Origin of the sequence: Arenimonas metalli CF5-1, assembly GCF_000747155.1 — a bacterium.
GTDB classification, from domain to species: domain Bacteria; phylum Pseudomonadota; class Gammaproteobacteria; order Xanthomonadales; family Xanthomonadaceae; genus Arenimonas; species Arenimonas metalli.
The window spans coordinates 229,194-252,585 of sequence record NZ_AVCK01000012.1; the positions used below are offsets into that span (position 1 = coordinate 229,194).

The following is a 23,392-nucleotide window of genomic DNA, read 5'->3' on the forward strand; positions in this document are numbered from 1 at the left end:
CTGCCAACGACTTCCCCCGAGGTGTTCCCGATGTCACGCGCCTTCAATTTCAGCGCCGGCCCCGCCGCGCTGCCCGAGCCCGTCCTGCGCCAGGTCCAGGCCGAATTGATGGAGTGGCAGGGGGAGCGGGCCTCGGTGATGGAGGTCAGCCATCGCGGCGCCGCCTTCGTCGAGTGCGCCGCCGCCGCCGAGCGCGACCTGCGCGAGCTGATGGCGATCCCCGACGACTATCACGTGCTGTTCCTGCAGGGCGGCGCCACCACGCTCTCGGCCCTCTTGGCGCTGAACCTGGCCGGCCCGGACCAGGTCGCCGACTTCGTGCTGACCGGCCACTGGGGCGAAAAGGCGGTCGACAACACCCAGCCCTCGATGAAGGTGAGCATCGCCGCCAGCAGCAAGGCCGGCGGCTATTCCGACATTCCCGCCCGCGATGGCTGGCAGCTGACGCCCGGCGCGGCCTTCGTGCACTACACGCCGAATGAGACCATCCACGGCGTGGAGTTCCACGACATCCCGGACGTCGGCGGCGTGCCGCTGGTGGCCGACGTGTCCTCCAACTTCCTCTCGCGCCCCATCGACGTCAGCCGCTTCGGCGTGCTCTACGGCGGCGCCCAGAAGAACCTGGGGCCCTCGGGCCTGTCGATCGCCATCATCCGCAAGGACCTGCTGGGCAAGCACGGGCGCGCGCTGCCGCCGATCTTCGAGCTGCTCAACCAGGCCAACAACGATTCGATGTTCAACACGCCGCCCACCTTCGCCTGGTACGTGCTGGGCCTGGTGCTGAAGTGGATCCGCGCCGAGGGCGGCGCGGCCGCGATCGGCGAGCGCAACGCCCGAAAGGCGGCGGCGCTGTACGCGGCCATCGACGGCTCGGGCGGCTACTACCGCAACCCGGTGGCGCCGGCCGCGCGCTCGACCATGAACGTGCCGTTCTTCCTGCCCGATGCCGCGCTGGACAAGCCCTTCCTCAAGGAAGCCGAGGCCGCCGGCCTGCTGGGCCTGAAGGGCCACCGCGCCGTGGGCGGCATGCGCGCCTCGATCTACAACGCCATGCCGGAAGCCGGCGTCGCCGCGCTGGCCGGCTTCATGGCCGACTTCGCGCGCCGGAACGGATGAGCCGTGGCCACCCGCAAGGCTCCCCCGAAAGCCGGCCAGGCCAAGCCCGCGGCTGAGCCGCGGCGCAAGCCGCCGGCCTCCCGCAAACCGGTCACCAAGCCGCGAGCGGGCAGTGCGCCGGCGGCCAGCGAGCCCGCGCCGGTGCTGTCGGAAGTGCGCGAGCGCATCGACGGCATCGACCGCCAGATCCAGGCCCTGATCGCCGAGCGCGCCGGCTGGGCGCGCCAGGTCGGCAAGGCCAAGGGGCCGCTCAAGGCCGCCGTGGATTACTACCGCCCGGAGCGCGAGGCGCAGGTGCTTCGCCAGGTGCTGGACCGCAACGACGGCCCGCTGAGCGACGAAGTCCTGCTGCGGCTGTTCCGCGAAATCATGTCCGCCTGCCTGGCCCAGCAGGAGCCGCTGAAGGTCGGCTACCTCGGTCCCGAGGGCACGTTCTCGCAGCAGGCGCTGCACAAGCACTTCGGCCACTCGGCCAAGGGCTTGCCGCTGGGCAGCATCGAGGAGGTGTTCCAGGAAGTCGAAGCGGGCAACGCCGATTTCGGCGTGGTGCCGGTGGAGAACTCGGGGCAGGGCACCATCCAGTCCACGCTGGACATGTTCCTGACTTCGCCGCTGAAGATCTGCGGCGAGGTCGAGCTGGCCGTGCACCAGTACCTGATGTCGCGCACCGGGCGGCTGGAGGACATCGAGCGGGTTTATTCGCACCCGATGTCGCTCGCGCAGGCCCGCGCCTGGCTGCGCCAGCACCTGCCCAAGGCGGAGAAGATCGCCGCGTCGAGCAACGCCGAGGCCGCGCGCCGCGCGCGCACGGCGGACGACGCCGCCGCCATCGCCGGCGAGAACGCCGGCCACGTGTACGGCCTGAAGGTGGTCGCGGGCCCGATCGAGGACCGTCCGGACAACACCACGCGCTTCCTGGTGCTGGGCCGCGAGCTGTTCTCGGCCTCGGGCCACGACCGCACCTCGCTGCTGGTCTACGTGCGCGACCAGCCGGGTGCGCTCTATGGCGTGCTCAGCCCGTTCGCGCGCCACGGCGTCAGCATGAACCGCATCGAGTCGCGCCCCTCGCACGCGGGGCGCTGGCAGTACGCCTTCTTCATCGACGTCAGCGGCCACGTGCAGGACCCGGGCGTCGCCCGGGCGCTGGCGGAGCTGGGCGAGTACGCGGCCGACGTGAAAGTGCTCGGCTCCTACCCGGTGGCGCTGGGCTGACCATGGCGGCCCTGGACTACGTCGCGCTGGCCCAGCCCGGCATCCGCGCGCTGCGCGCCTACGACCCCGGCCTGGACCTGGTGGCGCTGCGGCGCGGGTTCGCCGAAGGCGCACTGGTCGAGCTCGGTTCCAACGAGAACAGCCACGGGCCGAGCCCGGCGGCACGCGCCGCGATCCTGGATTCCCTGCATTCGCTGCACCGCTACCCGGATCCGCTGGGCGGCGACCTCAGGCGCGCGCTCGCGGCCTGCCACGGCCTCGAGCCGGCACAGGTCATCCTCGGCAACGGGTCGCACGAACTGCTGATGCTGATGGGCCAGGTGTTCGCCGGAACGGGACGGGGCGTGGTGTCGTCCCAGTACGGATTCGCGGTGTACGCCCTGGCCGCGCAGGCGGCGGGGGCGCCCTGGACGCCGGCGCCGGCGCGGCCGGTCGACGACGCCATGCCGCGCGGCCACGACCTCGAGGCGCTGCTGGCCGCGGTCGGCGCGGACACAGCCATCGTCTACCTGGCCAACCCGAACAATCCCACCGGCACCTGGTTCGACACCGCGGCGCTCGCGGATTTCCTGTCCCGCGTGCCGGCGAACGTGCTGGTGGTGGTGGACGAGGCCTACCTCGAGTACGTGACCGACCCCGCGCTCACCTCCGCCGTCCCGCTGCTCGCCCGGTTCCCGAACCTGGCCGTGACCCGCACGTTCTCCAAGGGCTACGGCCTGGCCGGCCTGCGCGTGGGCTGCCTGCTGGCCGATCCCGGCCTGGTGGCCGTGCTCGAGCGCGTGCGGGAGTCCTTCAACGTCAACCTGCCGGGCCTGGCGGCCTGCGAGGCGGCGCTGGCCGACCACGAGCACCTGGCCTGGGTGCGGCGCCAGAACGCGATCGAGCGCGAGGCGCTGGCCGACGCGCTGTCGGCGCGCGGGCTGGCGGTGTCGCCCTCGCAGACGAATTTCCTGCTGGTGGACTTCGGCCGCGACGCCGCCCCGGTCGAGGCCGGGCTGGTGGCGCGCGGCGTGGTGCCCCGGCCCATGGCGGGCTACGGCCTGCCGACCTGCCTGCGCCTGACCGTGGGCGTGCGCGACGAGAACCGCCGGCTGCTGCAGGCGTTGGACGAGGTGTTGGCATGAGCGTGGCAAGGCTGGACTGGATCGCGGGCGCGGGGCGTCCGCTGGCGGGCGAACTGGAGGTGCCCGGCGACAAGTCGGTGTCGCACCGCGCGATCATGCTATCGGCGATCGCCGAGGGCGTGTCCGAGATCCACGGCTTCCTGGAAGGCGAGGACACCCGCGCCACCGCCGCGATCTTCCGCCAGCTCGGCGTGCGCATCGACGCCCCCAGCCCCAGCCGGCGGACCGTGCACGGCGTCGGCCTGTACGGCCTGCTGGCGCCCGAATCGGACCTGGACTGCGGCAATGCCGGCACCGGCATGCGCCTGCTGGCAGGCCTGCTGGCGGGGCAGGACTTCGCCAGCACCCTGGTCGGCGACGCCTCGCTGTCGCGCCGGCCGATGGCGCGCGTGATCGAGCCGCTGCGGCGCATGGGCGCCAGCATCGAGTCGGCGCCGGGCGGGCTGCCGCCACTTAGAATTTACTTCAGTAATGAACTGCAAGGTATTGATTTTGAATTGCCCGTTGCCAGCGCGCAGGTGAAATCCGCGGTGCTGCTGGCGGGGCTTTACGCCCGCGGCGAGACCCGCGTCCGCGAGCCGCATCCGACCCGCGATTACACCGAGCGGATGCTCGCGGCCTTCGGCTGGCCGATCCGGTTCTCGCCGGGGGAAGCGGTGCTGTCCGGCGGCCATCGCCTGCGCGCCACCGAGGTGCACGTACCGGCCGATTTCTCCTCGGCGGCGTTCTTCCTGGTCGCCGCCAGCCTGGTGCCGGGCTCGGACCTGCTGCTGCGGCGGGTCGGCATGAACCCGCGCCGCACCGGCCTGCTGGCCGCGCTGCGGCTGATGGGCGCCGACATCACCGAACTCAATCCGGGCGAGCAGGGCGGGGAACCCGTGGCCGACCTGCAGGTGCGCCACGCCCGCCTGCGCGGCATCGAGGTGCCGGAGGCCCTGGTGCCGGACATGATCGACGAATTCCCGGCCCTGTTCGTGGCCGCCGCCCTGGCCGAGGGCCGCACCGTCGTCCGCGGCGCCGCCGAGCTGCGGGTGAAGGAGTCCGACCGCATCGCCGTGACCTCGGCCGGCCTGCGCGCACTCGGTGCCGACATCGTCGAAGCCCCGGACGGGGCCGTCATCACCGGCGGCCGCCTGCACGGCGGCGAGGCCGACAGCCACGGCGACCACCGCGTGGCGATGAGCCTGGCCATCGCCGGCCAGCTCGCGGCGGGCGAGGTGCGCATCCTGGACTGCGCGAATGTCGCCACCTCGTTCCCGGGTTTCGACGCGCTGGCGCGCTCGGCCGGGTTCGGGTTGCGCGACGCCTAGCCCGGTCCCCGGGGCAATCCACTAGAATCCCCGTCCATGCCCCGAATCCCCGTACTCACCATCGATGGCCCCTCCGGCTCCGGAAAGGGCACCATCAGCCGCGCCGTGGCCGAGCGCCTGGGCTGGCACTACCTCGACTCCGGCGCCCTGTACCGGGCCGTCGGCCTGGCCGCGGCCTGGGAGGTGGTGGACCTGAGCGACCCGGAGGCGGTGGCCCAGTGCGCCCGCCGCACCGAGATCCGGTTCGAGACCCAGGGCTCGGGCGAGCCCCACGTGATCGTGAACGGCAAGGACGCCACCCGCCAGTTGCGCACCGAAACCGCCGGCGCGGCCGCCTCGGCCATCGCCGCCCACCCGCCGGTCCGGGCCGCCCTGGTGGACCTGCAGAAGGGCTTCCGCAAGGCCCCGGGCCTGGTCGCGGACGGCCGGGACATGGGGACCGTGATCTTCCCGGACGCCCCCTACAAGGTCTTCCTGACCGCCAGCGCCGAGGAAAGGGCGCAAAGGCGCTATAAGCAGTTGAAGGAAAAAGGGGTTTCGGTTAATCTTGCCGGCCTGCTGCACGAAATCGCCGCTCGCGACGAGCGCGATGCCGGGCGTGCCGTGGCGCCCCTGAAACCCGCCGAAGACGCGGTGATCGTGGACTCCACCGGGACGCCCATCACCGAGGTGATCGAGCGCGTGCTGTCGGTGTTGCCGGAAAAACTCCGCGCGCCCCGCCAGCCGTAACCGCCACCCCGGCGCATCCCGCCCCGCCACGGGCGCGGTTTCCGAACGCAGGACCACCCCGCGCCATGAGGTGCGGTCTTCCTATCCACGCGCGCAAGCGCCAACAGGTGGGACGCGGCGGAGATGCCGTGGCCCGTATGTCTAACCGAGTATCCAACAATGACTGAATCTTTCGCTGAACTGTTCGAGCAGAGCCAGGGCGCCCTGAGCAAGCTCAAGCCCGGTGCCATCGTCTCCGGCATGGTGGTCGAGGTGCGTTCCGACGTCGTCGTGATCAACGCCGGCCTCAAGTCGGAAGGCATCATCCCGATCGAGCAGTTCCGTAACGAAGCCGGCGAGCTCGAAGTCGCCGTGGGCGACACCGTCAAGGTGGCGCTGGAGTACCTCGAGAACGGCTTCGGCGAGACCGTGCTGTCGCGCGAGAAGGCCAAGCGCGCCATGGTGTGGGACGAACTCGAAGCTTCCATGGAAGCCGGCGAGATCGTCACCGGCCGCATCAGCGGCAAGGTCAAGGGCGGCTTCACCGTCGACATCCGCGACGTCCGCGCGTTCCTGCCGGGTTCGCTGGTCGACGTGCGTCCGGTCCGTGACCCGGGCTACCTCGAGGGCAAGGAACTCGAGTTCAAGATCATCAAGCTCGACCGCAAGCGCAACAACGTCGTGGTCTCCCGCCGTGCGGTGGTCGAGTCCGAGTCGAGCGTCGAGCGCGAGCAGCTGATGGAGCGCCTGCAGGAAGGTGCCGTGATCAAGGGTGTCGTCAAGAACCTCACCGACTACGGCGCGTTCGTGGACCTGGGCGGCATCGACGGCCTGCTGCACATCACCGACATGGCCTGGAAGCGCGTGCGCCACCCGTCCGAAGTCGTGAACGTGGGCGAAGAGCTCGACGTGCGCGTGCTGAAGTTCGACCGCGAGCGCAACCGCGTCTCGCTGGGCCTGAAGCAGCTGGGCGACGATCCGTGGGACAACATCGCCCGCCGTTACCCGACCTCCTCGCGCCTGTTCGGCAAGGTCTCCAACGTCACCGATTACGGCGCGTTCGTCGAGATCGAGCCGGGCGTCGAAGGCCTGGTGCACGTGTCCGAGATGGACTGGACCAACAAGAACGTCAACCCGTCGAAGGTCGTCCAGCTGGGCGACGAGCTCGAGGTGATGGTGCTGGACGTGGACGGCGAGCGTCGCCGCATCTCGCTGGGCATCAAGCAGTGCACCCCGAACCCGTGGGAAGCCTTCTCGGCCCTGTTCAAGAAGGGCGACAAGGTCTCCGGCCAGATCAAGTCCATCACCGACTTCGGCATCTTCATCGGCCTGGACGGCGGCATCGACGGCCTGGTGCACCTGTCCGACATCTCGTGGAACACCACGGGTGAAGACGTGGTCCGCAACTTCAAGAAGGGTGACACCCTGGAAGCGGTCGTTCTGGCCGTGGATCCGGAGCGCGAGCGCATCTCGCTCGGCGTGAAGCAGCTCGAGCAGGATCCGGTCGGCCAGTACATGGCCACCACCCAGAAGGGCAGCATCGTCACCGGCGTGGTCAAGGAAGTCGACGCCAAGGGCGCCACCATCGAGCTCGACGGCGGCATCGAGGGCTACGTGCGCGCCAACGACATCGCCAAGGAGCGTGTCGACGACGCCACCGAGTACCTGAAGGTCGGCGACGCGGTGGAAGCCAAGTTCATCGGCATGGACCGCAAGGGCCGCGTCATGCAGCTCTCGATCCGCGCCAAGGACGAGGCCGAGCTGCAGGAAACGATGGCGGAGGTCAACAAGTCCTTCGACGCCGCGTCCGGCACCACCAAGCTCGGTGCCCTGCTGCGCGAGCAGCTGAACAAGGGCGAGTAATCCGCGACACCGGTCCGCGGCCCGGGGTTTCCCGGGCCGCGGCACCTTCCGGCCACTGTTTCGAGGTTCCGCCCAGGCATGACCAAGTCTGAATTGATCGAGGTGCTGTCGCGTCGCCAGGCCCACCTGAAGGCCGACGACGTCGATCTTGCCGTCAAGACCCTGCTCGAGATGATGAGCGGCGCCTTGACCCAGGGCGAGCGCATCGAGATCCGCGGCTTCGGCAGCTTCTCCCTGCATTTCCGTCCGCCGCGCCTGGGCCGCAACCCCAAGACCGGCGACTCCGTGGCCCTGCCCGGAAAGTACGTCCCGCATTTCAAGCCCGGCAAGGAGTTGCGCGACCGCGTCAACGCCGGCCCGGCTGCCTCCGAAGGCTGAGTTTCCGGCCCGCCTTGGGCTAAGCTTGCGGCATCCCGCCCACGGACCCGCCGCGGATGCGACTGATCAAAGCCCTGTTTGCCCTCCTGTTCATCGCCTTCGGCGTGCTCTTCGGCGCGCTGAACCGCCAGGCCGTGCGCATCGAGCTGGGCTTCACGGGCGTCGACGGCACCGTCGGCACCGCGCTGCTGCTGGCCGTGCTGGCCGGCGCCGTGCTGGCCGGCATCGTGCTCACCGCCGGCGTGATCTGGCCGCTGCGCCTGCAGCTCAAGCGCAGCGCGCCGGTGCCCGAGGCGCCGGCGCCGGAACGCCATGACTGAGTTCGCCTGGCTGTTGCTCCTGCTGCTGCCGGTCGCGGCCGGCAGCGGCTGGCTGGCGGGCCGGCGCGGCGGCGAGCGCCGCGGCGGCGCGCGCGTGTCGCGGCTGTCGAACACCTATTTCCGCGGCCTCAACTACCTGCTCAACGAGCAGCAGGACAAGGCCATCGAGGTCTTCCTGCAGATCGCCGCGGTGGACAAGGACACGGTGGAGACGCAGTTCGCGCTCGGCCACCTGTTCCGGCGCCGCGGCGAGGTCGATCGCGCCATCCGCCTGCACCAGAGCCTGGTCGCGCGCGAGGGCCTGAACGACGAACAGAAGACCCGCGCCGTGCTGGCGCTGGGCGAGGACTACATGCGCGCCGGCCTGCTGGATCGCGCCGAGACGCTGTTCACCGACCTCGTGCGGATGGGCGTGCTGGCGCCGCAGGCGTTGCGGCACCTGATCTCGATCTATCAGGCCGAGCGCGACTGGGGCAAGGCGATCGAGCACGCGCGCCAGTTCGAGGCGGCCAGCGGCGAGCCGATGGGCAAGCTGGTGGCGCAGTTCCACTGCGAGCTGGCCGAGAAGGCGCGGCTCGCCGGCGACCTCGACGAGGCCCGCCGCCACCTCGCCCGGGCCTACGAGGCCGACAGCCACTCCGTGCGCGCCGGCCTGGCCGAAGGCCAGCTCGAGCTCGCCGCGGGCAACGACGCCGCCGCCATCCGCGCCTTCGAGCGCGTGGCCCGGCACGACATCGAGTTCCTGCCCGATCTGCTCGAGCCGCTGCTGCGCTGCTACGAGCGCCGCGGCGACAGCGCCCGTGCGCGCGGCTTCCTGATGGAAATGATCGAGCACTACCCGGGCGTGTCGCCGGTACTGGCGCTGACGCGCCTACTCGAGCGCGACGAAGGGCAGGGCGCGGCGCTCGAGTTCCTGTCGCGGCAGCTGCGGCTGCGCCCGTCGGTGCGCGGCGAGGCGGAATACATCGACCTGAGCCTGCGCGATGGCGAGGCCGACCCGGCCGATACGCTGCGCACGCTAAAGCAAATCACCGACCAGCTGGTGGTGCGTACGCCCGGCTACCGCTGCCAGCGCTGCGGCTTCAGCGCGCGCGCGCATCATTGGCAATGCCCGGGCTGCAAGTCCTGGGGCAGCATCAAGCCGGTCCACGGCGCGGTGAGCGAGTGACGGCAGTCCCGGCGCTGCCCGCCTGGCTCCTGGTGCTGCTGGCGACGGTCCTCTCGACCGCCGTCGCAGGCGCCTGGTGGCGCCATGCGCGCGAGCGCGTGCTTGACCTCCCCGACGACCGCCGCCTGCACCAGGTGCCGACCGCGCGCGGTGGCGGACTCGGCATCGCGGCGGTGCTGCTCGCCGCGGCGCCGTGGCTGGGGTCGGGCGGCGTGGCGTTTGCGCTCGGCCTCGCGGTGACGGCCGGCGCCGGCTTCTACGATGACCTGCGTCCGCTGCCGCCGCTGGCCAAGCTGTTGCTGCAGGCGCTGGGCGCGGTGCCGGTTGCGCTGGCCTGGCCGCTGCTGCCGGGCCTGCTCGGGCCGGTGCTTGGCGTCGCCGCGGCCTGGCTGCTGGTGATCGCGCTGGTGAACATCTGGAACTTCATGGACGGCAGCAATGGCCTGGCCGCGACCCAGGCGCTGCTGTTCGGCGCGGCGATGGCGCTGTTCGCGGGCGCCGGCACGCCGGCCGCGTGGCTGGGGCTGGCGTTGGCGGCGGGCGCGCTTGGCTTCCTGCCCTGGAACCTGCCGCGGGCACGCCTGTTCCTGGGCGACGTTGGCAGCCACGCGCTCGGCTTTACCGTGGCAGCGCTGGCGCTGCGGGCGATGCAAGGCGAGGGCGCGATCGCGCCCTGGCTGCCGCTGCTGCTGGCCTCGGCCTTCCTGCTCGATGCCAGCCTCACCCTGCTGTCCCGGCTGGCGCGCCGCGAGAGGGTCTGGCAGGCCCATCGCGAACACCTCTACCAGCGCGCGATCCTGCACGGCGCGAGCCACGGCCGCGTCTGCCTGGCCTACGCCGCCTGGACCCTGGCCGCGGCCAGCCTGGCCGCTTGGCTGCTGGCGGCGCCGTCCGCCGTTGCTTGGGGAGTCACCCTCGCGTGGCTCTTCTCTGGAATCATGTGCCACGCCCTGGGCGGCCGACGCTGGCCACGCCCGGGCACCGACCCGCGAAAGGATGCCTAGGGAATGAAGGAAAACGCTGGCGCTTCGGTGCTGTTGCCGCGCCTGCTGATCGTGGTGCACGACCTGGCCATGGTGGCGTTCGTCTGGCTGGGATTGCGCTGGCTGGCCGGCCTGGCCGGCGCGCCGCCGGCGACCGCGCTGCAGCTCGAGCTCCTGATCGCGGTGCTGACGCAGGCGGTCGTGCTGCGCGCCGTCGGCCTGTACCAGGGCCTGTGGCGCTTCGCCAGCCTGCCGGACCTGGCCAACCTCGCGCGCGCGGCGCTGATCGGCGTGCTGCTGATCGTGGCCCTGCTGTTCGTGGCCGGGCTGCTGCCGGACGTGCCGCGGCGCGTTCTGTTCCCGTACCCGGTCGCCCTGGTGGTGATGCTCGGCATGCCGCGCGTGCTGTACCGCCTGTGGAAGGATTTCCGCCAGTCGGGCAACAACGCCGACGCGCAACGCGTGCTGGTGCTGGGCGCCGGCCGCACGGCCGAGACCCTGCTGCGTGACCTGCGCACCGACGGCCGCTACCAGCCGGTCGGCCTGCTCGACGACCAGCGCGCCCTCAAGGGCGCCAAGATCCAGGGCGTGCCGGTGCTGGGCAGCATCGATGAATTGCCCTACATCGCGCAGGAAACCGCGCCCAAGCTGATCGTGATCGCCATGCCCTCGGCCAGCGCCGCCGAGATGCAGCGCGTCGTCACCCTCTGCGACGAGACCGGGCTGCCGTTCCGCACCGTGCCGCGGCTGTCGGACATGCTCTCGGGCAAGAGCGGCTCGCGCCTCGAGCTGAGCGAGGTGCGGATCGAGGACCTGCTGGGCCGCAAGCCGGTGGAGTTCGGCGCCCGTTACGAAGCCCTGGTCGGCAAGCGCGTGCTGGTGACCGGCGCCGGCGGCTCGATCGGCTCCGAGCTGGCGCGCCAGTGCGTGGCCGCGGGCGCGGCCCGGGTGGTGCTGTTCGAGCGCGCCGAGCTGCCGCTGGTGGAGATCACCGACGAGCTGCGCCGCGACTATCCCGAGGCCGACGTCGAGCCGATGCTGGCCGACTGCGGCGACCCCACCGCCTGCAGCATCGCGCTGGCGCAGGGCATGGACTACGTCTTCCACGCCGCCGCCTGCAAGCAGGTGCCGATGCTGGAAGGCCAGCTGCGCGAGGCGCTGCGCAACAACGTCACCGCCACCGCCACCCTGGCGCGGATGTGCCGCGAGCGCGGCGTCGGCAATTTCGTGCTGATCTCGACCGACAAGGCGATCGCGCCGATCAACGTTCTGGGCGCCAGCAAGCGCTTCGCCGAGCTGGCCTGCCAGTCCGAGCTCGACGGCAGCACGGTGCGGCTGTCGATCGTGCGCTTCGGCAACGTGCTCGATTCGGCCGGCAGCGTGGTGCCGCTGTTCCGCAAGCAGATCGCCGCGGGCGGGCCGGTCACGGTCACGCACCCGGAGGTGACGCGCTATTTCATGACCATCCCCGAGGCCTGCGCGCTGATCCTGCATTCGGTCGACCTGTTCGCCGAGCCCTGCGCGGTGTTCGCGCTGGACATGGGCCGGCCGGTGGCCATCCGCGAGCTGGCCGAGCAGATGATCCGCCTGAGTGGCAAGCGGCCGGGCATCGACATCGCGGTCAGCTACACCGGCCTGCGCCCGGGCGAGAAGCTGCACGAGATCCTGTTCCACCCCGACGAGCGCTACCAGCGCACGCGCCACCCCCGCATCCTGCAGGCCAAGCCGCGCGACGTGGATGCGGCGGCGCTGCAGGACATTCTGGCGCGCGTGGACCAGCTGCTGCGGCGCGCCGATGGCGCCGAGGCGCTTGCCACGGTGCTGCGCGAAGCCGTGCCCGAGTACAATCCCCACCCCGACGCCGACGAGGCTTCCGACGCCGCGGGCCAGGCACGAGAAGAAGGATCCCAAGCATGACGTTTCGAGTCAGGAAAGCGGTATTCCCGGTCGCGGGCCTGGGCACGCGCTTCCTGCCGGCCACCAAGACGGTGCCGAAGGAAATGCTGCCGGTGGTGGACAAGCCGCTCATCCAGTACGCCGTGGACGAGGCGATCGAGGCCGGCTGCGACACCCTGGTGTTCGTCACCAACCGCTACAAGCACTCGGTGGCCGACTACTTCGACAAGGCCTACGAGCTCGAGCAGAAGCTGGAGAAGTCCGGCAAGTCCGAGCTGCTGTCGCTGATCCGCGACGTGCTGCCGCGCCACGTGCGCGCGGTCTTCGTCACCCAGGCCGAGGCGCTGGGCCTGGGCCACGCCGTGCTTTGCGCGCGCCCCGTGGTCGGCGACGAGCCGTTCGCGGTGCTGCTGCCCGATGACCTGATCTGGAACACCGGCCACGGCGCGCTGCGCCAGATGACCGAACTGGCCGAACGCGAGTCCGCCAGCGTGATCGCCGTGCAGGACGTACCGCGCGAGCAGACCCGCAGCTACGGCATCGTCGCCACCCGCGACTTCTCCGGGCGACACGGCGAGATCAGTGCCATCGTCGAGAAGCCGAAGCCCGAGGTGGCGCCCTCCAACCTCGCGGTGGTGGGCCGCTACGTGCTCAGCGGGGGCATCTTCGAGCTGCTGGCGAAGACGCGCCCCGGTGCTGGCGGCGAGATCCAGCTCACCGACGGCATCGCCGCGCTGATGGAGAAGGAGCGCGTGCTGGCCTATCGCTTCGAAGGGCGCCGCTTCGACTGCGGCAGCCGCATCGGCCTGGTGGAGGCGACCATGCAGTTCGCGCTCGACCACGAGGACCTGGCCGAACCGACCCGCGAGTTCATGCGGGCGGCGCTGGCGCGCTGAGGCGCCTTCCGGCGATGGGCGTCGCCAGCTATTACCGCGCCACCGCGTCCGCCGCCCCGTCGTTCCCGCCGCTGTCGGGCGTCCGCGAGGCCGACCTCTGCATCGTCGGCGGCGGCTTCGCCGGGCTGAACACCGCGCTGGGCCTGGCCGAGCGCGGACGACGCGACGTGGTGCTGATCGAGGCCGACACCATCGGCCACGGCGCCTCCGGGCGCAACGGCGGCTTCGTGTTCGGCGGCTTCTCGCGCGGCGAGGACGCGCTGCTCGCGGAGCTCGGTCCGGTCGCGGCGCGCAAGCTTTACCAGGGCACGCAGGACGCGGTCGAGCTGATCCGCCGCCGCATCGCCCGCCACGCTATCGCCTGCCAGGCCACCGATGCCGGCGTGCTGTGGGCGAACTGGTTCCGGGACCCGGCACCGCTGCGTGCGCGCCAGAAGCTGCTGGCCGAGCATTTCGACACGCAGTGGGACTGGGTGTCGCGCGAGCAGCTGGCCCAGCAGGTCACCACGCGGCGCTACAGCGAGGCGCTGTTCGAGCGCAATGCGCTGCACTTCCATCCGCTCGACTATGCCCACGGCCTGGCGCGCGTCGCCGCCGGCCTCGGCGTGGCCGTGCACGAAGGCACGCCGGCGATCGCGCTGGAGCGGGCGGGGCAGGGCTGGCGCGTGCGCACGCCGCAAGGCGAAGTCCTGGCGCGGCAGGTGGTGCTCTCCTGCGGCGGCTACCTGGCCGGCCTGCGCCGGGAGGTGGACGCCGGCGTGCTGCCGATCGCCACCTACGTGATGGTGACCGAGCCTCTGGGCGCCCGCCTGGACGAGGTCATCCGCACCCGCGCCGCCATCTACGACACCCGCTTCGCCTTCGACTACTACCGGCCGCTGCCCGATACGCGGATCCTCTGGGGCGGCCGCATTTCGGTGCGCGACCGGTCGCCGGACCAGGTGAAGCGGCTGCTGCGGCGCGACCTGCTCAAGGTGTACCCGCAGCTCGAAGACGTCCGCATCGACTACGCCTGGTCGGGCCTGATGAGCTACGCCCGCCACCAGATGCCGCAGATCGGCCAGGTGGACGACGGGCTCTGGCTGGCCCAGGCCTTCGGCGGCCACGGCGTGGCGCCGACCACCTTGGCCGGCGAGGTGCTGGCGTCGGCGATTGCCGAAGGCGACCCGCGCTGGCGTGAATTCAGCCACTACGGCCTGGTATCGGCCATGAAGCCGGCCGGCTTCCTCGGCGCCCAGCTCAGCTACTGGTGGTACCAGGCCCGCGACGCCTGGAAGGACCGGATGGAGGGACGCCCCCGATGAATACCGAAATCCCGCCGCCGATCAGCTGGTCCGATTTCGAGAAGGTGCAGCTCTGCGCCGGCACCGTGCTGCGGGTGGAGGACTTCCCGGAGGCGCGCAAACCGGCGTGGAAACTCTGGGTCGACTTCGGCCCACACGGCGTCCGCAAGACCAGCGCCCAGGTCAGGGCGCTCTACGCCGCCGACGACCTCGTCGGCCGCCAGATCGTCGGCGTCCTCAACTTCCCGCCCAAGCAGGTCGGCCCCTTCCTCTCCGAATTCCTCCTCACCGGCTTCCCGACCGACGCGGGCGTCGTCATCACCACCCTCGAACGCCCCGTCCCGAACGGCACCCGGCTGGCGTAAGGGCGTTTTTTGCCGCGGATGAACACAGATGGGCACGGATCGAGAAAGAGCGATCCAGACGCGGATTGACGCGGATGAACGCGGATAGACAAGACGCAAGTTTCGCTCTATCCGCGTTCATCCGCGTCTAAATTCCAACCGCTCCATCCGTGTTCATCCGTGGCCAAAAAAACGGGCCCCGAAGGGCCCGTCCAGTCACGAGTTCCGACGCGAAGTCAGAGCGACTCGAAGATGCCAGCGGCGCCCATGCCGGTGCCGATGCACATCGTGACCATGCCGTACTTGGCCTTGCGGCGCTGCATGCCGTGCACGATCGTCGCCGTGCGGATGGCACCGGTGGCGCCCAGCGGGTGGCCCAGGGCGATCGCGCCGCCCAGCGGGTTCACCTTGTCCGGGTCCAGGCCGCAGGTGCGGATCACGGCCAGCGCCTGCGCGGCGAAGGCCTCGTTGAGCTCGATCCAGTCGAGCTGGTCCTGGTTCAGGCCGGCCTGCTGCAGCGCCTTCGGGATCGCCGCGATCGGGCCGATGCCCATCACTTCCGGACGCACGCCCGCCACCGAGAAGCTGACGAAGCGCGCCAGCGGGGTGAGGCCGTACTCCTTGATCGCCTTCTCGGACGCCAGCAGCACCGCGCCGGCGCCGTCGGACATCTGCGACGAGGTGCCGGCCGTGACGCTGCCGCCGTTGCGGAAGACCGGGCGCAGCTTGGCCAGGCCCTCGAGGCTGGTGTCGGCGCGCGGGCCCTCGTCGTGCTCGACCAGCAGCTCGCGCAGCTTCACCGTGTTCGAGCCGACCACCGGCTGGCGCGAGATCACCTGGTAGGGCGAGATCTCGGCCTTGAATTCACCGGCCGCCTGCGCCGCCAGCGCCTTGCGGTGCGAGGCGACGGCGAAGGCGTCCTGGTCCTCGCGCGAGACCTTCCATTCCTCGGCGACCTTCTCGGCGGTGATGCCCATGCCGTAGGCAATCGCCACGTTCTCGTCCTTGGCGAACACCTGCGGGCTCATCGCCACCTTGTTCCCCATCATCGGCACCATCGACATCGACTCGGTGCCGCCGGCCAGCATGAGGTCGGCGTGGCCCAGGCGGATCTGGTCGGCCGCCATCGCCACGGCCTGCAGGCCGGACGAGCAGAAGCGGTTGATGGTCTGCGCGGCGATCACGTTCGGCAGGCCGGCCAGCAGCAGGCCGATGCGCGCCACGTTCATGCCTTGCTCGCCCTCGGGCATGGCGCAGCCGATGATGGCGTCGTCGATGCGGGTCGGGTCGATTCCCGGCGCCTGCGCGACCACGGCACGCAGCACGTGGGCGAGCATTTCATCGGGGCGGGTGTTGCGGAAGACGCCGCGCGGGGCCTTGCCGACCGGGGTGCGGGTGGCGGCGACGATGTAGGCGTCCTGGATTTGCTTGGTCATGGGGTCAGTTCCTCAGCGGCTTGCCGGTCTTGAGCGTGTGCAGGATGCGTTCCTGCGTCTTGGGCATCTGGGCCAGCGCGACGAAATGCTCGCGCTCGAGCTTCAGCAGCCACTCCTCGTCCACCACGGCGCCGCGGTCGACTTCGCCGCCGCACAGCACGGTGGCGATGCGCGAGGACACCTCGTAGTCATGCGGGGAGATGAACCGCCCCTCGAGCATGTTCACCAGCATCATCTTGAAGGTGGCGATGCCGACGTCGCCGGCCACCTGCACCTGGCGGGCGGGCAGGGGCGGGCGGTAGCCCGACTCGGCCAGCGCCAGGGCCTGGGCCTTGGCCACGTGCAGCAGCTCGTACTGGTTGAACACCACGACGTCGTTGTCGCGGGCCAGCTTCAGCTCCTTGGCCTCGAGCGCCGAGGCGGACACCTTGCCCATCGCCACGGTCTCGAAGTAGGGCTTGAGCGCCGCGAACACGTCGCCGCCCGGACCCGCGGCCGCCGAAGCGCGCACCGCGATCTCCTTCAGGCCGCCGCCGGCCGGCAGCAGGCCCACGCCCGCCTCGACCAGGCCGACGTAGCTCTCGAGCGAGAACACGCTGCGGGCCGAATGCATCTGGAACTCGCAGCCGCCACCGAGGGCCAGGCCGCGCACCGCGGCGATCACCGGCACCAGCGAATACTTGATGCGCTGGCTGGTGGCCTGGAAGGTCTTTACCATCGCCTCGAACTCATCCACGCGCCCGGCCTGCAGCGAGGCCATGGCCCCGGACAGGTCGGCGCCAGCCGAGAACGGCTCCTTGGTCTGCCACAGCACCAGGCCGCGGAAGTCCTTCTCGGCGCGGTCGATGGCCTCGCCGATGCCGGCCAGCACGCCGTCGCCGACGGTGTTCATCTTGGTCTTGAAGCTCAGCACCGCGATGCCGTCGCCGTCGTGCCACATCCGCACGCTGTCGGTCTCGAACACCGTGGTGCCCGGGTCCGCGCGCTCGCCCAGCACCGGGTCCGGGAAGCGCTGGCGGTGGTAGACCGACAGGTTGGAGCGCGGCAGCACTTCGCCGCGGACCGGGCTGAAGCTGCCCTCGGCCGCGTGCACGCCCTCGCGGCCATCGAACACCCAGTTCGGCAGCGGCGCGTTGGACATGGACTTGCCGGCGACGATGTCCTCGGCGATCCACTCGGCCACCTGCTTCCAGCCGGCCGCCTGCCAGGACTCGAACGGGCCCAGGCTCCAGCCGTAGCCCCAGCGGATGGCCAGGTCGACGTCGCGGGCGGTCTCGGCGATCGAGGCCAGGTGGTAGGCGCTGTAGTGGAACAGGTCGCGGAACACCGACCACAGGAACTGCGCCTGCGGGTGCGGGCTGGCGCGCAGCTGGGCGAACTTCTCGGCCGGGTTCTTGTTCTTGAGGATGGCGACGACCTCGGGGGCCGCCTCGCCGGTGGCCGGGCGGTAGTCCTGGGCCTTGAGGTCCAGCACCACGATGTCCTTGCCCTTCTTCATGAAGATGCCGGCGCCGGTCTTTTGGCCCAGCGCGCCCTTGTCGATCAGCGCCTTGAGCCAGTCCGGGGCCTTGAAGTACTTGTGCCACGGGTCGTCGGGCAGGGTATCGGCCATGGTCTTGATGACGTGGGCCATGGTGTCGAGGCCGACCACGTCCGAGGTGCGGTAGGTCGCCGACTTCGGGCGGCCCAGCAGCGGGCCGGTCAGGGCGTCCACCTCGTCGAAGCCGAGGCCGAACTGGGCCGTGTGGTGCAGGGTGGAGAGGATCGAGAACACGCCGATGCGGTTGCCGATGAAGTTCGGGGTGTCCTTGGCGTAGACCACGCCCTTGCCTAGGGTCGTGACCAGGAAAGTCTCAAGCCCTTCAAGCACTTGCTTGTCGGTCTTCGCGCAAGGGATCAACTCGGCCAGGTGCATGTAGCGCGGCGGGTTGAAGAAGTGCACGCCGCAGAACCGGGAGTGAAGTGATTCCGGAAGAACTTCGGCCAAGTCATTGATGGACAAGCCGGAAGTATTGGAGGCCAGGATCGCGTTCGGGGCCACGTAGGCCTCGATCCGGTCGTACAGCGCCTTCTTCCAGTCCATGCGCTCGGCGATGGCCTCGATGATCAGGTCGCAGTCCTTGAGCAGGTCCAGGTGCTGGTCGTAGTTGGCCGGGGTGATGGCCGCGGCCTTGGCCTTGCTGGCGAAGGGCGCCGGCGAGAGCTTGCCGAGGTTGGCGATGGCCTTGTCGACGATGCCGTTGGGCGGGCCTTCCTTGGCGGGAAGGTCGAACAGGATCGTGTCGACGTCGGCGTTGACGAGGTGGGCGGCGATCTGCGCGCCCATCACGCCGGCGCCGAGGACGGCCACCTTGCGGATGCGGAGTTGGGGCATGGGAAAAGCTCCGTGGGAGGAGGGATCGTGGAAAGGTCAGCCGGCGGCGCGCAGGCCGGCGGCGGCGAAGCGGATCAGGGCCTGGGCGGCCTTCTCGCAGTGGGCCTTCTCGGACACGCCGGTCGGCCGCTTGATCAGGCCGAAATCGGCCATGGCGTAGGTGAGCGCGCCGGCGGTGAAGTCCAGGCGCCAGTACAGGTCCTCCTTGGCCAGGGCCGGCACGGCCTGGCCGATGGCCTTTGCGAACTCGCGCAGCACGTGGCCGTAGTTGTCGGAGAGGAACTTGCGCAGGCGGTCGTTCTTCTCCGCGAAGGCCCGGGCCAGCACGCGCACGAAGGCCGAGCCGCCGTGGCGGTCGATGGTCAGGGCCAGCGGCGGCTCGATGAAGGCGGCCAGGATGGCCTCGAGGTCGCCGGGCTTTTCCTCCTGGGCCCGGCGCAGCTGGGCCAGGCGGCGCTCGCTCATTTCGTCCATGCGGCGGCGGAAGACCTCGTTGACCAGGTTTTCCTTGCTGCCGAAGTGGTAGTTGACCGCGGCGATGTTGACGTCGGCCCGGCTGGTCACCTGGCGCAGCGAGGTGCCGGCGAAGCCGTGCTGGGCGAAGAGCTCCTCGGCCGCGCCGAGGATGCGTTCCTTGGTGTTGAAGTGGGTCGTGGTCATGGCCTGCCAGCGCTCGATTCAAACGGTTGTTGGCGAGTGTACGCCGGTCCGGGCCGCCGTCAAATGCCTGATTGAATCAAGCGGCTGGCCGAACCTTGGCCCCGGGGCAGGGCAAGGCCGGGTGACCGAGCCTCGGGAAGTTTGCAAGGATTGCCGCTAAACCCTCGCCGGGACGGGGAATTGTGTTAAATTTGCGGGCCCCACAACCCCTAAGAACCCACGGAGTTTCACCATGGCGCTGGAGCGCACCATTTCCATCATCAAGCCCGACGCGGTCGCCAAGAACGTGATCGGCGAGATCTACTCCCGCTTCGAGAAGGCCGGCCTGAAGGTCGTCGCCGCCAAGATGAAGCACCTCTCCCGCAAGGAAGCCGAAGGTTTCTACGCCGTGCACCGCGAGCGCCCGTTCTTCAACGCGCTGGTCGAGTTCATGATCTCCGGCCCGGTGATGATCCAGGTGCTGGAAGGCGAGAACGCCGTGCAGAAGAACCGCGACCTGATGGGCGCCACCAACCCGAAGGAAGCCGCGGCCGGCACCATCCGCGCCGATTTCGCGCAGTCGATCGACGCCAACGCCGTGCACGGTTCGGACAGCCTGGAGAACGCCGCGATCGAAACCGCGTACTTCTTCGCCGCCACCGAGCTCTGCCCGCGCTGAGCGATGCCCACGTGACCGAGGCCATGGACAAGCTGATCCCCTCGCTGACCAACCCGGAAGGGCAGGCCGGCGCGCGGGTGAACCTGTTCGACCTCGATCGCGAGGGCCTGGAGCGCTTCTTCGCCGAGACCCTCGGCGAGAAGCGCTTCCGCGCCCACCAGATCATGAAGTGGATGTACCACCAGCACGTCACCGACTTCGGCCAGATGACCGACGTCGGCAAGGCGCTGCGGTCCCGGCTCGAGCAGCACTGCGAGATCCGCCCGCCCAACGTGGTGCTCGACCAGGGCTCCAGCGACGGCACCCACAAGTGGCTGCTGGGCATGGACACCTCGAACTCGATCGAGACCGTGTTCATCCCCGACAAGGGCCGCGGCACGCTGTGCGTGTCCAGCCAGGTCGGCTGCGGCCTGAACTGCCAGTTCTGCTCCACCGCCACCCAGGGCTTCAACCGCAACCTGTCCACCGCCGAGATCATAGGCCAGGTGTGGACGGCCTCGAAGCACCTCGGCAACAAGACCCACCACCAGCGCAAGCTCACCAACGTCGTCATGATGGGCATGGGCGAGCCGCTGCTGAACTTCGACAACGTCGTGCGCGCCATGAGCCTGATGCGCGACGACTACGGCTTCGGCCTGGCCAACAAGCGCGTCACCCTGTCCACCGCCGGCCTGGTGCCGATGATCGACAAGCTCTCCGAGGTCAGCGACGTGTCGCTGGCGGTGTCGCTGCACGCGCCGGACGACGACCTGCGCACCCAGCTGGTGCCGCTGAACAAGAAGTACCCGATCGCCGAGCTGCTCGACGCCTGCGTGCGCTACGCGCTGCGCAAGCCGCGCACCTCGATCACCTTCGAATACACGATGATGAAGGGCGTCAACGACCAGCCCGCGCACGCCCGCGCGCTCGCCCAGCTGATGCGCAAGTTCGACGCGCGCGTGCAGCGCGAGGACGCCGCCAAGGTCAACCTGATCCCGTTCAACCCCTTCACCGGCACCCGCTTCGAGCGCTCCGAGGAGGCCGACATCCGCGCCTTCCAGAAGATCCTGCTCGACCAGAAGGTGCTGACCATGGTCCGGCGCACCCGCGGCGACGACATCGATGCCGCCTGCGGCCAGCTCAAGGGCCAGGTGATGGACAAGACCCGCCGCCAGTCCGAATTCAAGCGCAAGCTCGAACAACAGGGAGTGTCCGATGCCGCGTGACGCCGTTCGCAACAGCCTGCTCGCCTTCGCCCTCGCGCTCGCCGCCGGCTGCGCCGCCACCGGCGGCCCCAGCGCCGCCACCAGCGGCGGCAGCTCGCCGGGCTCGCAGGCGGCGATGAGCAACAAGGGCATCGCCAACCTCAACCTGGCCCAGAACTACCTCGCCGCCGGCAAGCTCGAATACGCGCTCGACCGCGCCAACCGCGCCCTGCGCAGCGATCCCAATTCCGCCGACGTGCAGGTCGTGCTCGGCCTGATCCGCGAGCGCCTCGGCGACAGCGCCCGCGCCGGCGAGCACTTCGAGCGCGCCGGAAAGCTCGATCCCGAGTCCGGCCACGTGCTCAACGTCTACGGCGCCTGGCTGTGCGAGAAGGGCCGCGCCGCCGAGGCCGAAGCGGTGTTCACGCGCGCGGTCAAGGATCCGTTCTACAAGGCGCGCGACCAGGCCTATTTCAACGCCGGCAAGTGCGCCATGGGCGCCGGCCAGCTCGAGGCGGCCGAGAAGCACCTGCGCCAGGGCATCGAGGTCGCGCCCGAGAGCCCCGCGCTGCTGGGCCAGATGGCCGAGCTGCAGTTCCGCCGCGGCAATTTCATGTCCGCGCGCGCCTTCTACCAGCGGCGCGAGTCGCTGGGCGCGGTGACGCCCGAGCTGCTCGACCTGGCCGTGCGGATCGAGCAGGGCGCCGGCGACGCCGCCGCGGCCGGCCGCTACCGCCTGCGCCTGCAGCAGCAATTCCCCGACTTCACGCCGTCCGACAACCAAGGTTCGCTCCAGCCATGACCCAAGACGTCACGCAGGAAGCCCTGTTCCAGGATCCGATCGGCCTTCGCCTGAGGCAGGCGCGGGTGTCGCAGTCACTCTCGATCGCCGAGGTGGGCCAGCAGCTCAAGCTGCCGGTGGCCATCGTCGAGGCGATGGAGCGCGACGACTGGGCCCGGCTGGGCGCTCCGGTTTACGTCCGCAGCTACCTTGGCAGCTACCTGCGCCTGGTCGGACTGCCGGAGTCGCTGGCGGAGCAGGCCGCGCAGTCCAAGCCGACGCCGCAGCTGGTGCCGATGGGATCGCGCTCGCGCATGCGCCGCGTGCTCGACCAGTCGCTGCGCAACGCCGTCTACCTGCTCATGACCGCCGTGCTGGTGGTCCCGGTGGTGCTGGTGGCCCGCCACTACCAGAACACCCCGGCTCCGGAGCAGCTCACGCTCGACTCGGCCCCGGCCCCGCTGCCCGAGACGCCGGTCGCCGCGCCGGCGATGCCGGAGGCCGCCGCGCCCGGCGCTGAAATTGCCGATGCGGCTCCCGCGGATGCGGGCCTTGCCGAGGCAACGCTGGCGGCCCAGGGCCCAGCCGATGCCGGCACGACCCCCGGCGGCGAACCTGCGTCGACGCCGGCCCCGGCGATGACGCAGGCAACGCCCGCCAACGGCCCCGACCCGGTGATGGCCTCCATGGCCCCGGCCTTCAAGCGCGAGGAGCAGGCCGGCCTGCAGCTGGCGTTCCGTGAAGAGAGCTGGGTCGAAGTGCTTGATGCCCAGGGTCGCCGCGTCGAGCGCGGCCTGGTCGCGGGCGGCGACGTGCGCCGTTACGCCGCCGGACAGGTGGCGCGCATTACGCTCGGCAACGCCGATGCGGTCGAGGTCAGTTTCGCCGGCAAGCCGGTGGACATGACGCCTTATCGCGCGGCGGACGTCGCCCGCTTTACGGTATCCTCTACCGGCCAACCCGCTCCCCCGGGCAACTGACCGCGGCCCCGCCGCCGGTTTCCCGATCACCCCCGCCGGCGCCGCTGCGCCGGCCAGAAGAAGCCTTCCATGGACCAGATCGACGAATACGAACAGGGCGAACGCGTTCGCGCCTGGCTGCGAAACAACGGCTCCTCCCTGATCGGCGGCGTGGCCCTGGGCCTGGCCTGCCTCGGCGGCTGGCAGTGGTGGCAGGGCCAGCAGGCCAACGAGAAAGTGCAGGCCGCGGTCGAATTCCGCGCCTTCAACCAGGCCCTCGAGGCCGACGAAGCGGCCAAGGCCGAGGCGCACGCCACGGTGCTGGCGCAGGAACACCCCGAATCCATTTACCCGGCCCTGGTCGCATTGAAGCAGGCCGAGCGCCTGCACGGCGAAGGCAAGGACGCCGAGGCGATCGCCGCCCTCGACGCGCTCGACACCGCCAAGCTCGACCCGATGCTGGCCGAGCTGGCGCAGCTGCGCGCCGCGCGCCTGCTGCTGGCCAGCGGCAAGCCCGAGGAAGCGCTCAAGCGCCTGTCCGCGGAATCCGCCTTCCCCTCGGTTGCCGCCGAGATCCGCGGCGACGCCGAGATGGCCCTCGGCCGTCGCGATGCCGCCCGTTCCGCCTACGAGCAGGCCCTGGCCACCCTCGACCTCGCCGCCCCGACGCGTTCAGTCGTCGAGATGAAACTCACCGATGCCGGCGGTTCGCCGGCGGCCCAGCCGGAGTCCTGACCGC

22 protein-coding genes are annotated in these 23,392 nt (G+C 70.3%); 19 read left to right on the plus strand and 3 right to left on the minus strand.

Annotation, left to right across the window (positions count from 1 at the left end):
- Nucleotides 1-30 precede the first annotated feature (30 nt).
- The 14 genes from serC (at nucleotide 31) to N787_RS04770 (ending at nucleotide 14,622) form a co-directional block, all read left to right on the plus strand.
- Nucleotides 31-1,116: a 3-phosphoserine/phosphohydroxythreonine transaminase gene (gene serC, locus N787_RS04705; RefSeq protein ID WP_034211094.1), complete on the plus strand. Its 1,086-nt coding sequence runs from the start codon at nucleotides 31-33 to the stop codon at nucleotides 1,114-1,116.
- A gap of 3 nt (nucleotides 1,117-1,119) precedes the next feature.
- The gene (gene pheA / locus N787_RS04710; protein WP_034211096.1) at nucleotides 1,120-2,328 is read left to right on the plus strand and encodes a prephenate dehydratase; all 1,209 of its coding nucleotides are present in this window, start codon (nucleotides 1,120-1,122) and stop codon (nucleotides 2,326-2,328) included.
- Between the two features lie 2 nt (nucleotides 2,329-2,330).
- Nucleotides 2,331-3,452, plus strand: a complete 1,122-nt coding sequence (gene hisC / locus N787_RS04715) for a histidinol-phosphate transaminase (RefSeq protein ID WP_034211097.1) — start codon at nucleotides 2,331-2,333, stop codon at nucleotides 3,450-3,452.
- On the plus strand, nucleotides 3,449-4,762 hold the full coding sequence (gene aroA, locus N787_RS04720) for a 3-phosphoshikimate 1-carboxyvinyltransferase (RefSeq protein WP_034211098.1): 1,314 nt from the start codon (nucleotides 3,449-3,451) through the stop codon (nucleotides 4,760-4,762). The genes hisC and aroA overlap by 4 nt, the downstream gene beginning before the upstream one ends.
- Nucleotides 4,763-4,798: 36 nt before the next feature.
- Nucleotides 4,799-5,491 (plus strand): (d)CMP kinase, encoded by a 693-nt coding sequence (cmk, locus tag N787_RS04725; protein WP_034211099.1) that lies wholly within the window; start codon nucleotides 4,799-4,801, stop codon nucleotides 5,489-5,491.
- Nucleotides 5,492-5,650: 159 nt separating this feature from the next.
- On the plus strand, nucleotides 5,651-7,333 hold the full coding sequence (gene rpsA, locus N787_RS04730; RefSeq protein ID WP_034211101.1) for a 30S ribosomal protein S1: 1,683 nt from the start codon (nucleotides 5,651-5,653) through the stop codon (nucleotides 7,331-7,333).
- 78 nt (nucleotides 7,334-7,411) lie between these two features.
- On the plus strand, nucleotides 7,412-7,711 hold the full coding sequence (locus tag N787_RS04735; protein WP_034211102.1) for an integration host factor subunit beta: 300 nt from the start codon (nucleotides 7,412-7,414) through the stop codon (nucleotides 7,709-7,711).
- A gap of 56 nt (nucleotides 7,712-7,767) precedes the next feature.
- Nucleotides 7,768-8,031, plus strand: a complete 264-nt coding sequence (locus tag N787_RS04740) for a lipopolysaccharide assembly protein LapA domain-containing protein (RefSeq protein ID WP_034211108.1) — start codon at nucleotides 7,768-7,770, stop codon at nucleotides 8,029-8,031.
- Nucleotides 8,024-9,199: a lipopolysaccharide assembly protein LapB gene (gene lapB, locus N787_RS04745; protein ID WP_034211110.1), complete on the plus strand. Its 1,176-nt coding sequence runs from the start codon at nucleotides 8,024-8,026 to the stop codon at nucleotides 9,197-9,199. Before N787_RS04740 ends, lapB begins: the two co-directional genes overlap by 8 nt.
- A complete protein-coding gene (locus tag N787_RS04750) occupies nucleotides 9,196-10,203 on the plus strand; it encodes an MraY family glycosyltransferase (RefSeq protein WP_052575130.1) in 1,008 nt (335 codons plus the stop codon). Before lapB ends, N787_RS04750 begins: the two co-directional genes overlap by 4 nt.
- Before the next feature lie 3 nt (nucleotides 10,204-10,206).
- Nucleotides 10,207-12,099, plus strand: a complete 1,893-nt coding sequence (locus tag N787_RS04755; RefSeq protein ID WP_052575131.1) for a nucleoside-diphosphate sugar epimerase/dehydratase — start codon at nucleotides 10,207-10,209, stop codon at nucleotides 12,097-12,099.
- Complete coding sequence (gene galU / locus N787_RS04760; protein ID WP_034211112.1) at nucleotides 12,096-12,974, plus strand: UTP--glucose-1-phosphate uridylyltransferase GalU; 879 nt, start codon at nucleotides 12,096-12,098, stop codon at nucleotides 12,972-12,974. Before N787_RS04755 ends, galU begins: the two co-directional genes overlap by 4 nt.
- Nucleotides 12,975-12,988: 14 nt before the next feature.
- Entirely contained in the window at nucleotides 12,989-14,278 is a 1,290-nt protein-coding gene (locus N787_RS04765) for an NAD(P)/FAD-dependent oxidoreductase (RefSeq protein ID WP_034211118.1), read from the plus strand.
- Nucleotides 14,275-14,622, plus strand: coding sequence for a tRNA-binding protein (locus N787_RS04770; protein ID WP_034211120.1), 348 nt, complete (start codon nucleotides 14,275-14,277; stop codon nucleotides 14,620-14,622). Before N787_RS04765 ends, N787_RS04770 begins: the two co-directional genes overlap by 4 nt.
- A 215-nt stretch (nucleotides 14,623-14,837) precedes the next feature.
- On the opposite strand, the gene N787_RS04775 is transcribed toward N787_RS04770, so the two are convergent.
- The 3 genes from N787_RS04775 to N787_RS04785 are packed head-to-tail and all read right to left on the minus strand — an operon-like array spanning nucleotide 14,838 to nucleotide 19,071.
- Nucleotides 14,838-16,037: an acetyl-CoA C-acyltransferase gene (locus N787_RS04775; RefSeq protein ID WP_034211122.1), complete on the minus strand. Its 1,200-nt coding sequence runs from the start codon at nucleotides 16,035-16,037 to the stop codon at nucleotides 14,838-14,840.
- 4 nt (nucleotides 16,038-16,041) lie between these two features.
- Nucleotides 16,042-18,411, minus strand: a complete 2,370-nt coding sequence (locus N787_RS04780) for a 3-hydroxyacyl-CoA dehydrogenase/enoyl-CoA hydratase family protein (protein WP_034211124.1) — start codon at nucleotides 18,409-18,411, stop codon at nucleotides 16,042-16,044.
- A gap of 36 nt (nucleotides 18,412-18,447) precedes the next feature.
- Entirely contained in the window at nucleotides 18,448-19,071 is a 624-nt protein-coding gene (locus N787_RS04785; RefSeq protein ID WP_034211126.1) for a TetR/AcrR family transcriptional regulator, read from the minus strand.
- 232 nt (nucleotides 19,072-19,303) lie between these two features.
- Between N787_RS04785 and ndk the strand changes: the two genes are divergently transcribed.
- The 5 genes from ndk (at nucleotide 19,304) to N787_RS04810 (ending at nucleotide 23,388) form a co-directional block, all read left to right on the plus strand.
- Entirely contained in the window at nucleotides 19,304-19,729 is a 426-nt protein-coding gene (ndk, locus tag N787_RS04790) for a nucleoside-diphosphate kinase (protein ID WP_034211133.1), read from the plus strand.
- A 23-nt stretch (nucleotides 19,730-19,752) separates the two neighbouring features.
- Entirely contained in the window at nucleotides 19,753-20,934 is a 1,182-nt protein-coding gene (gene rlmN, locus N787_RS04795) for a dual-specificity RNA methyltransferase RlmN (RefSeq protein WP_052575168.1), read from the plus strand.
- Nucleotides 20,924-21,715, plus strand: coding sequence for a type IV pilus biogenesis/stability protein PilW (gene pilW, locus N787_RS04800; protein WP_052575132.1), 792 nt, complete (start codon nucleotides 20,924-20,926; stop codon nucleotides 21,713-21,715). The genes rlmN and pilW overlap by 11 nt, the downstream gene beginning before the upstream one ends.
- On the plus strand, nucleotides 21,712-22,674 hold the full coding sequence (locus N787_RS04805) for a helix-turn-helix domain-containing protein (RefSeq protein WP_052575133.1): 963 nt from the start codon (nucleotides 21,712-21,714) through the stop codon (nucleotides 22,672-22,674). The genes pilW and N787_RS04805 overlap by 4 nt, the downstream gene beginning before the upstream one ends.
- Nucleotides 22,675-22,743: 69 nt before the next feature.
- Nucleotides 22,744-23,388, plus strand: a complete 645-nt coding sequence (locus tag N787_RS04810) for a YfgM family protein (protein ID WP_034211135.1) — start codon at nucleotides 22,744-22,746, stop codon at nucleotides 23,386-23,388.
- The last annotated feature ends 4 nt before the right edge of the window (nucleotides 23,389-23,392 follow it).